Annotated in this window: 12 protein-coding genes; 7 read left to right on the top strand and 5 right to left on the bottom strand. The window is 41.3% G+C overall.

What is annotated here, in order from left to right:
• Positions 1 to 103: 103 nt before the first annotated feature.
• From PY364_RS00670 to PY364_RS00655, 4 genes are all read right to left on the bottom strand, one after another.
• Complete coding sequence (locus PY364_RS00670) at positions 104 to 3,277, bottom strand: ATP-binding protein (RefSeq protein WP_275519511.1); 3,174 nt, start codon at positions 3,275 to 3,277, stop codon at positions 104 to 106.
• 92 nt (positions 3,278 to 3,369) lie between these two features.
• A complete protein-coding gene (locus tag PY364_RS00665; RefSeq protein ID WP_275519509.1) occupies positions 3,370 to 4,689 on the bottom strand; it encodes a response regulator in 1,320 nt (439 codons plus the stop codon).
• 86 nt (positions 4,690 to 4,775) lie between these two features.
• Positions 4,776 to 6,656: a GGDEF domain-containing response regulator gene (locus PY364_RS00660; protein WP_275519507.1), complete on the bottom strand. Its 1,881-nt coding sequence runs from the start codon at positions 6,654 to 6,656 to the stop codon at positions 4,776 to 4,778.
• The gene (locus PY364_RS00655) at positions 6,653 to 6,859 is read right to left on the bottom strand and encodes a hypothetical protein (protein WP_275519505.1); all 207 of its coding nucleotides are present in this window, start codon (positions 6,857 to 6,859) and stop codon (positions 6,653 to 6,655) included. Before PY364_RS00655 ends, PY364_RS00660 begins: the two co-directional genes overlap by 4 nt.
• Before the next feature lie 577 nt (positions 6,860 to 7,436).
• On the opposite strand from PY364_RS00655, the gene PY364_RS00650 reads away from it, so the two are divergent.
• Entirely contained in the window at positions 7,437 to 9,845 is a 2,409-nt protein-coding gene (locus tag PY364_RS00650; RefSeq protein ID WP_275519503.1) for a phosphoketolase family protein, read from the top strand.
• A 211-nt stretch (positions 9,846 to 10,056) separates the two neighbouring features.
• Complete coding sequence (locus tag PY364_RS00645) at positions 10,057 to 10,470, top strand: protein kinase (protein WP_275519501.1); 414 nt, start codon at positions 10,057 to 10,059, stop codon at positions 10,468 to 10,470.
• Positions 10,471 to 10,599: 129 nt separating this feature from the next.
• Here PY364_RS00645 and PY364_RS00640 read toward each other — a convergent pair whose 3' ends face one another.
• Positions 10,600 to 10,809: a type II toxin-antitoxin system Phd/YefM family antitoxin gene (locus tag PY364_RS00640; RefSeq protein ID WP_275519498.1), complete on the bottom strand. Its 210-nt coding sequence runs from the start codon at positions 10,807 to 10,809 to the stop codon at positions 10,600 to 10,602.
• A gap of 258 nt (positions 10,810 to 11,067) precedes the next feature.
• Here PY364_RS00640 and PY364_RS00630 point away from each other — a divergent pair, with 258 nt between their 5' ends.
• From PY364_RS00630 to PY364_RS00610, 5 genes are all read left to right on the top strand, one after another.
• Positions 11,068 to 11,301: a hypothetical protein gene (locus PY364_RS00630; protein WP_275519496.1), complete on the top strand. Its 234-nt coding sequence runs from the start codon at positions 11,068 to 11,070 to the stop codon at positions 11,299 to 11,301.
• Positions 11,302 to 11,561: 260 nt separating this feature from the next.
• Complete coding sequence (locus tag PY364_RS00625; protein WP_275519494.1) at positions 11,562 to 12,749, top strand: FHA domain-containing protein; 1,188 nt, start codon at positions 11,562 to 11,564, stop codon at positions 12,747 to 12,749.
• Between the two features lie 124 nt (positions 12,750 to 12,873).
• Entirely contained in the window at positions 12,874 to 14,508 is a 1,635-nt protein-coding gene (locus PY364_RS00620; RefSeq protein ID WP_275519492.1) for an alpha-D-glucose phosphate-specific phosphoglucomutase, read from the top strand.
• 113 nt (positions 14,509 to 14,621) lie between these two features.
• A complete protein-coding gene (locus PY364_RS00615; protein ID WP_275519490.1) occupies positions 14,622 to 15,260 on the top strand; it encodes a histidine phosphatase family protein in 639 nt (212 codons plus the stop codon).
• 86 nt (positions 15,261 to 15,346) lie between these two features.
• The gene (locus PY364_RS00610) at positions 15,347 to 16,570 is read left to right on the top strand and encodes an acetate kinase (protein WP_275519488.1); all 1,224 of its coding nucleotides are present in this window, start codon (positions 15,347 to 15,349) and stop codon (positions 16,568 to 16,570) included.
• The last annotated feature ends 52 nt before the right edge of the window (positions 16,571 to 16,622 follow it).

Raw genomic sequence — 16,622 nt, 5'->3', positions numbered from 1 at the left:
AAGAAGGAAGAAGGAAGAAGGAAGAAGGAAGAAGGAAATTTTGAGCGAAACCCAACCTACAATTAACAGTTAACAATTAACAGTTAACAGTTAACAAATTTAATTAATCCTTTTGCTTGTATTGATTAATAAAAGACTTTAGCTGTTTTTCTTGAAACTTTTTAGCAAAGTCGTACAACCGATCGGCAAAGGGAATAAAATTTGCGTCCAAGGCTTTTAAATTCTCGGCTTGCTTGATAATCCCTTTTAAATTGCCTTTCATAATTAAATCATATAAAATATCAATTTGTTCTGGGGGGGGAGGAATTATAGTCACCGACGGTGATAGGGCGATATTTTCTTTAATAGCTTTGGTGGTGGGATGGGGAAATTCAACTGAATCTCCGTACAGCCAGGATATCCCTAAAAGCCTCTCCAACAATCCAAACAAATCAGAAACTTGTACAGGTTTAGGCAGAAAAGCATCAGCCCCGGCATCTAAACTATTGTATTGGTCAGTTTCAAATACTGAAGCTGAAGAAACGATTACTATTATATCTTTAAATTCAGGCGATTCGCGCAAGCACCGCACTAATTGAAAACCATCCATTTTGGGCATTACTAAGTCGGTGATTATTACGTCTGGGATTAACTCGGCAATTCGATCTAAACATTCAATTCCATTTGCAGCTTCAGCAACTATAAAGCCAATTGGCTTGAGCAAATTGACAATCACAGAGCGATTTTCCCAGCGATCGTCTACTATTAGAATTTTGCGCTTTTCGCCTGTAAAGCCAACTATACTTCCTGTTGGCTCTGTTTTCAGTGAAATCTCTTCTTCGCCAGCAGCAGGTAAATTCAAATCAAACCAGAACTGACTACCAGCTTGCGACTTACTGGCGACTTTAATGCTGCTACCCATCATTTCAATAATTTTTAAACTAATTGCTAATCCTAAGCCAGTTCCTTCTGACATCCGGCGAGTATCACCTACTTGTTCAAATGGCTGAAATATTTTCTGCATTTGTTCGCTAGTCATTCCTACGCCAGTATCTTCTATTTGAAAGCGGATTGTGTTAATATTTGTTAGTGCAATCGTAGTTAATTCCACAGATGCTAATTCTAGAACTGCGACTTTAAAAGTGACTGCGCCTACGTCGGTAAATTTAACAGCATTACCGAGAAGATTAACTAGCACTTGCCGCAAACGTTTTTCATCCGTTTGAACCATGCGAGGGAGTGCAGGGTCAAATTTGCAAATGAAAGAAATACCTTTTTGTTCGGCTTTAATGCGGCAGATTTCACTGACTACCTGAAGAAATCCCATAAAATAGAAATTTGTGGGATGAAGTTCCATTTTTCTAGCTTCAATTTTCGATAGGTCTAAAATATCATTAATCAGGGTAAGCAAGTGTGAACCACACTTGTAAATGATGTTAATATCAGCCAGTTGTTTCTGAGTTAAACTGCTATCTCGCTGGAGGATTTGAGCATAACCTAAAATACCGTTGAGAGGTGTTCGTAGTTCGTGGCTCATGTTAGCAAGAAATTCGCTTTTAGCTTGATTGGCAGCATCAGCGGCAACCTTAGCCTCTTGCAGTGTGACTTCTGCTATTTTGCGGTCTGTAATGTCTTGAAAAGTTCCTTTCAATTTGACCGGAACATCATTTTTGTAGTGAGGTTGACCGAGAACGTGAACCCACCGCTGATTTTTTTTAGCGGTGAGGAACTGCAACTCTACGTCAAAATGTTCTTTATTTGCCATCGCTTGCAAGCTAGCTTGTTCCAAAATCTGTAGGGACTCAGATGAATAAAAAGCCGTTACCCCTGCAATAGTTAACTGGAAATCTAAATCAACTTCATAAATGCGGTAAACTTCCTCTGTCCAAGTAAATTCTTGAGTTTCTAGATTCATTTCCCAGCCGCCAACTTTTGCTATCCGCTGGGTTTGGTTGAGTAGAGCTTCGCTTTCTCGCAGTGCTACTGTCCGTTCATCAACTCGCTGTTCTAAGTCTTCATTTGTCTTTTCGAGGGCAGTAAAAGACTCTTGCAATTGCAGTGCCATAAGATTAAATGACTGAGCTAAAATGTCCAATTCGCCAATCGATTCAATCTCTAGTTTGTGGTTTAATTTTCCACTGGCAATAGCTTTACTTGCATTCCTCAAACGCAGAATCGGCTCAGCTATCCAGCCCGATGTAAAAATTCCCAGGATGGCAGCCAGCAGTAATGATAAAAGGCACAGTAAAATCGTAGTTCGGGTGTTAGTATTGATTCGATCCATGAAGTCAGATTCGGGGACAGTGACTACAATTAGCCAGTCCAAACCTTTGTCGTCCCGCAGAGGAGTTATTTGAATAAATTCTCGCGTCCCGTCTATCTCAAAATCAAGCTGTTGACGGCTATTAATTTGATGAAAGTTGCCGAAGCGTTTTTGCAAGTGCTTTGCTGTTAGTTTTATTAAGGAATTATTGCTCGATGATGCCTTAATACGTTCGGTTTTTTTTCCTTTGATTACAAATACTGGATCGAGGGTTGATGTACTTACTAATATTCCATCCCGATCGATAATAAATGCCTGTCCAGACTGACCAATTTTCAAACTTCTAAGATATTGATTGAAAGGAAGAAAGAGAATGTAAGTGCCAAGTATGCCCCGAAGATTGCCAGATTTGTCGTATAAAGGCTGCGCTGCTGTAATGCCAAGTTCTTTGCTTATAAAATCCGCGTAAATTTCACTCCAGACAGGTTTACCTGCATTCGTAGCAGCCTTATACCAAGGGCGCGATCGCGGATCGTAGTTGGTAGTAACTCGTAGTAACTTGGCTCTATCTCCTTGTTTATTTGTGAAATAGTTATACAATTTTCCGGGAGTTATGCTATTCATACTCCCCACCTGAAACTTACCATTCTCTAACCGTTTACCTAAAAAGAACTCTTCTCCTGAAGCACTGCTATAAAAATTCAAAAAAACTGTGGGAAAAGTTTCAAGTTGGTTCCACAAGTGGCGTTCCATACTGCGAGCATTCTCTATGTCTATTTGACCTGAGTTAATTGCATTAGCATTGAGTTGATTGACTAAATGGGCGGTAGCTACATAAGCTTCGAGCCGTTCCGAGATGCGATCGCTAATTTCACCCCGTAACTGAGTAGCAACCTCATTAACAGCTTCCTGCCCGTTGCGTAATGAGAGCCATCCTGTTAACCCTACCGCCGTAAAAATTTGCAGTAGGAATGGCCCGACTAAAACGAGGCGCAGAGGTAGTTTTCTGGAGCTAGAAGCAGTTGAGCGCATCATAGAATAGTCCAGCCAGCGTGTATCTTATTTTATCTCATTTTTGACAAAAATAAAAGTAAAATATTTGCCGTCTTTTTGGTCACAATCCGTAATTATGGCTGCTCTATTGGAATTTCAACAGTGAACTCTGTACCCTGACCAAGGGTAGAAGTACAAGATAGTTTTCCTCCATGTTTCTCAACCACAATTTGATAACTAATGCTCAATCCCAAGCCTGTACCTTTACCCGCTGGTTTGGTTGTAAAGAAAGCTTCAAAGAGCTGCGCCCTAATTGCATCAGACATCCCCGCTCCATTATCAGCAATGCGAATAATTACTGAATTATTATTTGTTATTTCTGTACTAATTTTAATCCTAGGATTTTTTCTGTTTGCAGCCTGATTTTCCGACTCTTCTTCTTCTAAAACATCGATTGCATTCGCGATTAAATTCATAAATACTTGATTCATTTGTCCAGAATAGCATTTCAACAATGGTAGCTCACCGTATTCTTTAATTACCTCAATAGTGGGGCGATGTCCGCAAGCTTTAAGCCTGTAACGTAAAATTAGTAAGGTACTGTCTATACCTTCGTGAATATTTACTGGTATCTTGGTTGAGGCATCTGTTCGCGAGAAATTTCGCAGAGATGTACTAATATTACTAATTCTCTCCGCCCCTACTTTCATGGAATTAATCATGTTGGGCAAGTCTTCTATTAAGTAATCTAGCTCAATCTCCTCAGCATGATTGGAGACTTCCGACACAGGATTGGGATAATTTTGCTGATAAACTTCCAAATGATCGAGCAAGTCTTTTATATATTCAGAAGCATGGTTCAGATTGCCGAAAATAAAACTAACTGGGTTGTTAATTTCATGAGCAACACCAGCCACCAATTGACCTAAACTAGACATTTTTTCAGTCTGCACTAATTGAACTTGAGCCTGTTTTAATTCGTGTAAAGTGCGGGTTAATTCAGCAGTACGTGCTTGTACGCGCTGCTCTAATTCCTGATTTTGTTTTTCGATTTTCTTAGTCAAATAATACAATTTTAGATGAAGTTTAACGCGAGCTAATACTTCTTCCTGTTGAAACGGCTTGGTAATGTAATCTACTGCTCCTAAAGACAAACCTTTAACCTTATCAACTGCCTCAGACAGAGCGCTCATAAAAACCACAGGTATGTCAGCAGTTAAAGGATTTTCTTTTAGGCGCTTACAAGTTTCAAAACCATCTATTCCCGGCATCATTATATCCAATAAAATCAAATCTGGAAGTGCATAACCCACCTTTTCTATAGCACTTTCTCCATCTTGTGCTACCCAAACTTCAAAGCCAGCATTATCCAATAAATCATAGAGTACCCCTAAGTTATTTGAGTTGTCATCGACGATTAAGACAATATCTCTTTTTTCACTATCTACACTCATTTTTTATTACTCCTTTGTTAACTAATTAAGAACATTAAATTTCCCAGGAATGAAAGTGGAGCAATCAAATTAGGGAAAATTTAGCATTAAGCTGTTAAGGATGGTCGCAACATTGAAGGCAACAGTTTAGCATTGTTTAACAGGAGTTGTGTTGCCGTTTGACTGTCTACAGGCTTAGAGAATAGATAACCTTGGCCGAACTCACACCCTAGAGAACAGAGTTTTTCTAATTGTTCTAAAGTTTCTATTCCTTCTGCGACTACATCCATACCAAAACTGTGAGCAAGAGTAACAATTGTTTCCACGATTCCGTCACCTTTCCCCGCACTGAGACGGCTGACAAAAGAGCGGTCAATTTTCAAGGTATCAATGGGAAACTCATGCAAACGGCTTAAAGAAGAATAACCAGTTCCAAAGTCATCAATACACAACTTAATACCCCGATTTTTTAATTGCTTCAGCATTGTTGCTTCACAGCTAGATGCTTCTAAAAAGCAGCTTTCAGTAATTTCTAGTTTCAAGCAGGAACTTGAAACGCCAGTAGCTTCGACAATTTTCTGCATCCTCTCAACTAGATTAACTTGTTTTAACTGAACTGGCGAAACATTTACATTCAGTGTCAAAGCAAGAGATTGGGGAAACTGCTGCTGCCATAACCGGAGTTGGCGACAAGCTTCCTGAAAAATCCACCAACCAAGAGAATTTATCGCTCCAATTTCTTCAGCAAGGGGAATAAATTTTGCAGGTGGAACTAATTCGCCAAAACCACGATGCCAACGCACTAAAGCTTCAAAGCCTAAAAGATGACCTGTAGATAGCGATACAATCGGTTGATAATAAAGGCAAAATTCTTTTAATTCTATTGCCTTCCGTAGGTCATTTTCAAGCTGCAAGCGAGTTGCAGCCTGAGTCTGGAGTGCTTTTGTTAATACTTCATAACAGCCTTTACCTTTAATTTTAGCCTGGTACATTGCAACATCAGCATCTCTGATCGCGTCAGCAGCGCTATCGTAAACCATTGTACTAGAGGTAATGCCAATGCTAGCACCTGTAAATATTTCATATTTGTCAAAATTGAAGGGCTTTCTCAAGTGTTCTAGGATGCAATTTGCTGTGCTTATAGCTTCGCTGATATCTCTAATCCCTTCGAGTAAAATTATAAATTCATCGCCTCCTAAGCGGGCAACTATATCTGTTTGAGGTACGCAATCTTGCAGCCTTTTTGCAACCATTTTTAGCAATTCATCTCCAACTAAATGTCCGAGGCTGTCGTTAACAACTTTAAAGCGGTCTAAGTCGATAAACATGACTGCATACAAATAATCGGAGTTCGCATTAGCTAACTCAATTACCTGATTTAGCCGATTTATAAACCAAGTTCTGTTAGGCAGACCAGTCAAAGAGTCATGAAAAGCATCATAGCGTAACTTATCTTCCTTTGCTAATAACTCTAAATAAGCGTTTTGAAGTTCGTGCATGGCACTTTTTAGTTCAGCAGTTCGCGCCTCTACTCGGTGTTCTAGCTGAGAAGTTAATTCGCTCAATAGCGAATTTTTTTCTTCCATTTTCTTAGTTAAAAGGCTCATTTTTAAATGCAGCTTCAGCCGCACTAATACCTCTTCGTGTTGAAATGGCTTAGTAATATAATCAACGGCACCTAAAGACAAACCTTTAACTTTATCAACCGTTTCGGAAAGGGCGCTCATAAAAATCAGAGGGATGTCCTTTGTTGTAGGATTTGCTTTCAGCCGAAGGCAAGTTTCAAATCCATCTAGAAACGGCATCATTATATCTAACAAGATGATATCTGGGGATTCATATTGAACTGCTTCTAAAGCACTTTCCCCATCTGAAGCTACCCAGACTTCAAATCCAACTTCCTCTAAATAGTCAGAGAGTATGGCTAGATTATTTGCGCCATCGTCTACTACTAAAACTATACTTTTTTTCTCAAATTCACTGTTCACGGCTTTTCTCTCCTATATTGGCTAATAAATTCTTTCATTGCTTTTTCTTGAAAGCCTTTATATAGTTGGCGTAACTTGTTAGCAAAAGGTGCAAATTTTTCATCTATCTGTTCTATATTTTCTGCCCGCTTCATATGAACAATTTTCTGGCTGATTGCTAGTCCTAATCCACTACCTTCACTATTGCGAGAGGTTTCGCTCACTTGCTCAAAATTTCTTCATACAACTTTGCAGCTAAGTAGTTACAGCACTTTGCTTAACGATTAGGTACAATAGTAGAGTCCAAAGTTACTTTGCTCATTGCTGTTAGTGTACCTCTTGGTCACGCAAAGTGCTGTAACTACTTTATGTTAGCTACGATACTTTTTTTTGCTAACAAATATGGTTTCTGTGTATTGGCTCGGTTTTATAGCAGAAGGTGGAAGTCAATTATCTAGAAGGCAGGAGGCAGGAGGCGGAGGTTGATTGTATTAAGTTATTGAGAATAATTCGCTTTGGTAAGGTTGAACAACCTTGTGCAAAAAGCTATTAACAAGAGATTAACGTTAATTTAATATTCCCCTCCTAAAAAATGAGGTAGTATGCAATCAACTTCCGATCTTCAAGATAAAGTTTAGCTCTAAAATCTAAGGAGTTGCAAGTTAACACTACAAAAGCTCAGTCGCAGGATAGATTGATTTTCCAGGCAAGCTTCACAAGATTTATCGCAATCCCATTGCTTTTAGCCTTGGGAATGTAAGCAAAGCATTGACTAAAATATCACGATCGCTTAAATCAGTTATGATAGCAACCACTCCAGTACAACAAAAAAAACCCCTTTCCCCAGAAGAATTGGATAAAATCCACGCTTACTGGCGGGCCGCAAACTATTTGTCTGTGGGACAAATTTATTTGCTAGACAACCCCCTCTTAAAAGAACCCCTGAAGTTAGAGCACGTTAAACCAAGGCTATTAGGACATTGGGGTACAACTCCCGGTTTGAACTTCATTTACGCCCACCTCAACCGCCTAATTAAAGCTCAAGACCTGAATGTAATATACATTGCCGGCCCTGGTCACGGCGGCCCTGGCATAGTTGCCAACACTTACTTAGAAGGCACTTACAGTGAATATTACCCCAATGTTTCCCAAGATACTGAGGGGATGCAACGGCTGTTTAAACAGTTTTCCTTCCCGCGTGGAATCCCTAGCCACGTTGCGCCGGAAACTCCTGGTTCGATCCACGAAGGCGGCGAACTGGGCTATGCTGTTTCCCACGCTTACGGGGCGGCTTTTGATAACCCCGATCTAATTGTCGCCTGCGTTGTCGGCGATGGCGAAGCAGAAACGGGCCCCTTAGCTACTGCTTGGCATTCCAATAAGTTTCTTAACCCGATTAATGATGGAGCAGTGTTACCAATTTTACACCTAAATGGTTATAAAATTGCTAACCCGACGGTGTTAGCACGAATTAGCCATGAAGAGTTAGAAAGTTTGTTTGTGGGTTATGGCTATAAGCCTTATTTTGTGGAAGGTTCAGATCCAGAAACGATGCACCAATTAATGGCGGCGACGATGGATAGTGCGATCGCCGAAATTAAAGCCATTCAACAAGAAGCGCGTACTAATGGTTATAGCAACCGTCCTCGGTGGCCGATAATTATTCTGCGATCGCCCAAAGGTTGGACTGGGCCTAAAGAAGTAGATGGCAAAAAAACCGAAGATTTCTGGCGATCGCACCAAGTTCCCCTTTCCGAAATGGCCACCAAACCGGGGCACGTCCAACTCCTCGAAGACTGGATGAAAAGCTACAAACCCGAAGAACTCTTCGACGAAACAGGCAAATTTATCTCCGAATTAGCCGAACTCGCGCCTCTAGGAACGCGACGTATGGGCGATAATCCTCACGCCAACGGCGGCATTTTGCTCCGCGACCTCAAAATGCCAAAATTTCAAGATTATGCCGTAGAAGTCACAAAACCAGGCACTACTAACGCCGAAGCCACCCGCGTTATGGGCAAATTCCTGCGCGACGTGATGAAATTCAACCAGGAAAGCCGGAATTTCCGCATCGTTGGGCCAGATGAAACCGCCTCCAACCGCTGGAACGACATATTTGAAGCCACCGATCGCGCTTGGATGGATTATACCTTCTCCTACGACGATCACCTTTCCCCCGATGGCCGAGTCATGGAAATCCTCAGCGAGCACACTTGCCAAGGATGGTTAGAAGGTTATTTACTAACCGGTCGTCATGGCTTTTTCTCCTGTTACGAAGCCTTTATCCACGTCATAGATTCAATGTTTAACCAACACGCCAAATGGTTGAACACTACCCGTCATATACCTTGGCGGCGACAAATCGCCTCTCTTAATTACCTGTTAACTTCCCACGTTTGGCGACAAGATCATAACGGTTTCTCCCACCAAGATCCCGGTTTTATCGACCACGTAGTTAACAAAAAAGCCGCCGTAATTCGGGTTTATTTTCCACCCGACGCTAACACCTTGTTATCCGTCACCGATCACTGTTTACGCAGTCGTCAATACGTCAACGTTATTGTTGCCGGGAAACAACCCGCATTGCAATATTTAGATATGGATGCAGCCGTCAAACATTGTACGGCGGGGGTCAGTATTTGGCAATGGGCAAGCAACGATCAAAAAACCGAACCCGATGTCGTCATGGCTTGCGCCGGCGACGTTCCTACCTTGGAAACCCTAGCAGCAGTTGACTTAATTCGGCTACATTTACCCGACTTAAAAGTGCGCGTTGTTAACGTTGTAGACTTAATGAAATTGCAACCAGAAAGCGAACATCCGCACGGTTTGAATGATAAAGATTTCGACTCAATTTTTACCATTGATAAACCAATCATCTTTGCCTATCACGGCTATCCCTGGCTAATTCACCGTCTAACTTACCGCCGAACAAACCATCATAATATCCATGCACGGGGTTATAAGGAAGAAGGGACTACGAGTACACCTTTTGATATGGTAGTGAGAAATGATTTAGATCGTTTCCATTTAGTGATGGATGTAATCGATCGTTTGCCTCAACTGCATTACATCGGTGCTCACATTAAACAAATGCTGCATGACAAATTGGTAGAGCACGTCACTTACATTGCTGAATATGGCGATGATTTACCTGAAGTTCGTGACTGGAAATGGGGGTATTATCAGGATACTTTGCCTAGAGGTTAGTGGAGTGCGATTGTCTCTTCTCTCGCGTCAAGAGTTGTAAAGTCAGGACTTACGCACGATTACGTAACGCCGCCATCTTGGCGGTTTCTTCATTGCCAAGATGGCGGCGTTACGGATAGTTTTGCGTAAGTCCTATTAGCATTGGTATAAATTCTCAAGGCAACACTTTTCTGCTACAATTTCTTGTATCTACACATCCTCACACAATAATATGCAGCACTGGGCAAAGGGACAACAACTGCACGAAGGCAAATATTTAATAGAAGAAATCCTCGGCGGCGGTGGTTTCGGTGTCACTTATCGCGCTCAAAATCTTAAAGAAGGTAAGTTAGTTGCGATTAAAACTCTGAATGCTATTCAACAAGGAAAGGTCGATTTTGTCAAGCGCCAAGGTAAGTTTATGAATGAGGCGCTGTGTTTAGCAAAGTGTAGTCATCCTCATGTTGTGGAAGTTTATGAGGTGTTTCAGGAGGGTGATTTATGGTGTATGGTGATGGAGTTAATCGACGGGATTGATTTAGCTGATTATCTGGAAGATAACGGAGTTTTGTCGGAGGAGAAAGCTTTACCAATTATTCAACAAGTGGGAAATGCTTTGAGTTTTATTCATCAGCGAAATTTGTAGAAACTAGCTATTTTTTGATCGGCTGTAATAATAGCAGCTTGATTTCTTTTCGCCACTGCTACAACCACTCTATCTGCTGGATCTCGATGTTCCCATTCTAGTTTGACACTTTCTAGCCAAATTTCCTCATCAATTTGGAGTAGTTAAGTCCTCAAAATATTTGACTTTACCCCGCATATCCTTAAATAATTCTTCCGTTGAAACAGTCTTTTCATACTGAGAAATTCTCACAACTGGCTTATTTCCATCCGTCACTAAAATTTCTTCGCCTTCTAGCTCGACAAGTTGCAAAAATTCTAGTAAATTAGCTTTTAATTGATTTCTGTCAACTGTTTTCATGGGATAAAAATTTGTGTTGAGTTGAAACTGATTATATTTTAAGGCTGTGCTGTTTGTCAAGAGGTCTTGGGGTATCATGCAATTGTCAAAGCAACGCTTATAAGCTATAATCTATTAACTCTAGCCCAGGCTACCGGGTTTATTTTGGAAAAAGAGACTCAATTATCGTATTTCTTCTCTGCGGTGGAGATAAAAGTACCCAAGATCGAGATATTCGCAAAGCCAAAGAATACTGGATAGAATTTAGGAGTAGAAACGATGCCTAAAACTCATAGTTACCATGACTATCTGATTAAATCTCAAGGTAAAGTCTCTATAATGGCTGAAGAAGATCAACAGAATTGGGATCAACTTCAGGAATTACTAAAAGCATCAGGAGGAGAAGAGATTTACCGATTTATGGCTTTGCTAAAGGCTTTAGGATTAAAGATAGAGATTGCAGTTAGTGTCTGTGCCAACCCAGCTTCACTTCTACAAAGCGCCGCCAATTGAATAAAATGTCGTAGGGGCGGGTTCGCCGATGATTTTTGCCACCCACGAATAATCTTGATAACCCGCCCCCACCCAACGAACAACCCCAAACAACCATTCTTGCCCGATAGTTAAATTGAATTAATTGTTAAATTTTTCGTGGGGTTGGGGCGGGTTTTTATAATTGTTCGATGGGTGTCAAATATTTGGGCGAACCCGCCCCTACAAAATTATCGCTATTTTTGTTATGATATAGCGATTTACACCCCCTACAGACATCAATGCCATCCCAAGTCACCCTCACAATTACAGAAGGCAATTTAAAAGGTCAAAAATTCACCTTTGACACCCGTACCACCTGCATCATTGGCCGCGCCACAGACTGTCATCCTCAAATTCCCGACGACGAAAATCACCGCACTATATCCCGCTATCACTGCTTACTCGATATCAATCCTCCCGACATCCGCGTGCGCGATTTTGGCAGTAAAAATGGCACATTTGTTAATGGCAATAAAATCGGACAGCGAGAAGCAAATCAAACCCCTGAAGAAGCAGCTAAACTTAGTTTTCCCGAATTTGATTTAAAAACAGGCGATGAAATTAAACTAAGTCATACTATTTTTCAAGTTAAAACTGAAATTGACCCGGAATTAGAAAAAACTTTAAAGCGCGAAATACCTCTCAATCAACAGAAAAAACCGGATTTATGGCAAATGATCCAGGGTTTTCTACAGCAATTAGAAGCAGGGAATCAAAACTTAGGCACAATTAAGAACTACAAAATATTGAGAGAATTGGGAAGAGGTGGATTTAGCATCGTTTATTTAGCGCAACATAAACAAACAGGCGAACAAGTTGCATTGAAAGTAATGCTAAAAAATAACAATAAAATTTTACCTATAAATGAAGCTGTACCGATGATTTTGCAAGTTTTAGATGGTTTAGAATACGCCCATAATGCCGAAATTCCTAATGTTAAATTAGCTGATGGCAGTTTTGGCAAAGGACGGGGTTTAGTTCACCGTGACCTCAAACCTGGTAATATTTTTGTGACTAATATTAACGGTAAAAATATTGTCAAAGTTGCCGATTATGGGTTAGGAAAAGCTTTCGATCAAGCGGGTTTAAGTGGTTTAACCAATACGGGACATACAGCGGGTACGCCATATTTTATGCCGAGACAGCAAGTGCTTGATTTTAAGTACCCACAACGGTCGGTTGATGTGTGGGCGGCGGCCGCTTCATTATATTATATGTTAACAGCTAATGCTCCGCGCAATTTTAGCGGTCAAGATCCCTTTTTAGCAGTGTTACAAAATGATGCGGTTCCCGTGCGCGATCGCAATTCTGCAATTCCTAAACCGTTAGCTGATGTGATAGACTTAGCTTTAGTGGATAATCCAGAGATTTATTTTAAGAGTGCAGGGGAATTTAAGCAAGTTTTATTAAAAAATTGTCCCCGATAAGGCCAACCTCCCTGGCGGTTAGGATACCACTAATACTTTTACTCATTTAGTGCGGCGATGGCCTATATCTTTGATATTATTCAATAAACTTAGAAATAAACCCATCCTTACTTAATCATTGCCCATGAACATACACACCGTATTAACACAACCATTTTCTGACCAAAAACCCGGCACATCGGGACTACGGAAACAAGTTACAGTATTTCAACAACGCCACTACCTCGAAAACTTCGTCCAATCTATTTTTGACAGCTTAGAAAACTATCAAGGACAAAAATTAGTTGTCGGCGGCGATGGGCGCTATTACAATCGCACAGCTATTCAGACAATTTTAAAAATGGCTGCCGCCAATGGCTTTGGCAAAGTATTAGTAGGTCAAGGCGGCATTTTATCAACACCTGCCGTTTCCTGCATCATTCGGAAATATCACGCCTTCGGTGGAATTGTACTATCTGCTAGTCACAATCCTGGCGGCCCAGATGGAGATTTTGGGATTAAATATAACATTAGCAACGGCGGGCCAGCACCGGAAAAAGTTACTGATGAAATTTATAATCGGACTAAAACAATCGCCGATTATAAAATCCTCGAAGCCAACGATGTTGACCTAGACAAATTAGGGACATTTCAACTCGGAGAAATGATAGTTGAGGTGATTGATTCCGTAGCAGACTACGCTGAATTAATGCAGTCTCTCTTTGATTTCGATCGCATCCGCCAGTTAATAACTTCTGGTAATTTTCGCCTCTGTGTTGACTCAATGCACGCCGTTACTGGCCCTTACGCTAAGACAATTTTAGAGGAACATTTAGGAGCACCTGCGGGTACTGTAATTAATGGCATTCCCCTCGAAGATTTTGGTGGCGGACATCCCGATCCTAACCTAGTTTATGCACACGAACTCGTTGAGATTTTATATGGGGAAAACGCACCGGATTTCGGTGCAGCTTCCGATGGCGACGGCGATCGGAATATGATTTTAGGTCACAAATTTTTCGTTACACCTAGTGATAGTTTAGCGATTCTGGCTGCCAATGCTAAATTAGTTCCTGGTTACAGTGCTGGTTTAACAGGAATAGCACGATCTATGCCTACTTCAGCGGCAGCAGATCGCGTTGCTGCTAAACTAGGAATTGACTGCTACGAAACTCCTACAGGCTGGAAATTTTTCGGCAATCTTTTAGATGCCGATAAAGCCACTTTGTGCGGCGAAGAAAGTTTTGGTACTGGTTCCAATCACGTCCGCGAAAAAGATGGGTTGTGGGCTGTATTATTCTGGTTGAATATTATCGCCGTACAGCAAAAATCAGTCGAGCAAATCGTGCGGGAACACTGGAAAACTTACGGTCGTAACTACTACTCCCGCCATGACTACGAAGGAGTAGATAGTGACAAAGCTAATACTTTGATTGCTAATGTTCGCGCTGCATTTTCTAGCTTAAAAGGTAAGCAATTAGGTCAATATCAGGTAGATTACGCTGATGATTTCAGCTATACCGATCCGATTGATGGTAGCATTAGTGAAAAGCAGGGAATTCGGATCGGATTTACCGATGGTTCGCGCATTGTTTTCCGTCTTTCTGGTACGGGAACCCAAGGCGCAACTTTAAGGATTTATCTGGAAAGTTACGAACCAAATGCCGCAAAACATGATATAGATACCCAAGAAGCATTAGGAAGTTTGATTACTATTGCTGATGAAATTGCCCAAATTCGGACTCTTACAGGACGGGAACAGCCAACTGTAATTACCTAATCCTGTAGGTACGTAGTTGCGCTTTAGCGCTCTTATCTAAGTTTCTATAAGAGCGCTGAAGCGCAACTACGTACCTAACAATAGAAATTTGTATACCTAATTAGGAAGAATTTATGAGTTTAAAATTGTACTTTCTACGTCACGGAGAAACCACTTACAGTCGCACAGGCGGTTATTGCGGCGATCTCGATCCTGAGTTAACACCTGAAGGTACTAAGATGGCAGAAGCTTTTGCTGCTGCTTACTCTTCTTTACCTTGGACAGCAGTTTATGTAAGTCCAATGAAACGGACAATTGCCACAGCAAAACCATTGTGCGATGCAGTAGGAATTGAGATGCAATTGCGGGATGGACTGAAAGAAATCCGCTATGGTGAATGGGAAGGAAAAACGCTAGAATTTGTCAAAGAAAACTATCTTGATGATTATATTAGTTGGATGACTGAACCCGCCTGGAATGCACCTAATGGTGGCGAAACTGCGGTGCATATTGCTAGTAGATCCTCCCTTGTAATCGCAGAAATTGAGGAAAAATATCGGGATGGTAATGTGTTAGTTGTTTCCCACAAGGCAACTATTAGAATTATACTTTGTAGTCTTTTAGGAATTGATTTAGGTCGTTATCGCGATCGCATTAATTCCTTGGCTGGTTCTGTTAGTATGGTCAGATTTGATGTTCATGGGCCATTGTTGGAGTTGTTAGGCGATCGCTATTATATGGATGAGCATTTGCGTTCTTTACCAGGTAGTTAGTAGTTAGTAGTTAGTTGTTAGTTGTTAGTTGTTAGCAATTAACAATTAGCAATTAGCAATTAACAATTAGCAATTAGCAATCAATTATGAAAATATTAGTATTAAATGCCGGATCTAGTAGTCAAAAAAGCTGCCTTTACGAAGTCAAAGACACAATTCCTAACGAACCTTTAGAGCCGATATGGGAAGCTGCAATTGATTGGACTCACCACGAAGGCGCAGCAGAATTAAAAGTGAAAACAGCTCAAGGAAAAAAGGTTGAAGAGGAGTTTGATTCAGATTTTCGCACGAATACTATCTTTGAGATGTTGAAGACACTTTGGAGCGGTGAAACTAAAGTTATTGAGCATCCCAGTGAGATTGATATTGTTGGTCATCGAGTAGTACACGGAGGACAAGAATATCAGCAAAGCACATTTATTACTCCAGAAGTAAAAGCAGCGATCGCGCGTTTAGCCGTGTTCGCTCCCGTTCACAATCCTGCTAATTTGGAAGGGATCGAAGCCATTGAAAAAAGTTTAGGAAATGTGCCGCAAGTGGCAGTTTTTGATACTGCTTTTCACGCACAATTACCTCCGGCTGCGTATGTTTATCCTGGTCTTTACGAGTGGCTAGAACAGGGAATTAGGCGCTATGGTTTTCACGGTATCAGCCACCAATTTTGCTCTCAGCGTGCGGCTCAAATTCTAGGTCGAGATTTGGCAGAATTACGGCTGATTAACTGTCATTTAGGCAATGGTTGTTCTCTCGCTGCAATTCGCGAAGGTAGAAGTATTGACACCACAATGGGTTTCACACCTTTAGATGGTTTAATGATGGGTAGTCGCTCTGGATCTGTCGATCCTGGTATTCTGATTCATCTGTTGCGACAACCTGAATGTACTGGGGAAAAATTAGATCGGATTTTGAATCGGGGTTCGGGTTTATTAGGAATTTCTGGGGTGTCGGCGGATATGCGGATGATTATGGATGCGATCGCCAAGGGTAGCGATCGCGCTCAATTAGCTTTAGATATTTACATCCATCGCCTACGCTCTTATATTGGCGCTATGGTAGCGAGTTTAGGCGGTTTAGATGCTTTGATTTTCACCGCAGGGGTGGGGGAACATTCGGCGGTTGTGAGGGCTGCTGCTTGCGAAAATTTGGGGTTTTTGGGTTTAAAATTGGATGTGGATAAGAATGCAGGATCTCCAGTTAATGAAGACATCGCGGCGGCTGATTCAGCGGTGCGAGTGTTGGTGATTCATACACAGGAAGACTGGGCGATCGCGCAGGAATGTTGGCAACTTTCTCAAAAAAATGCCCCATAATCATACGCATTACTTACGTAACGCCGCCATCCTGGCGGTAAAGGAACCGCCA

This window comes from Kamptonema sp. UHCC 0994 (assembly GCF_029167235.1).
Lineage (GTDB): Bacteria > Cyanobacteriota > Cyanobacteriia > Cyanobacteriales > Microcoleaceae > Kamptonema.
This window is presented reverse-complemented; position numbering and strand designations above follow the sequence as displayed.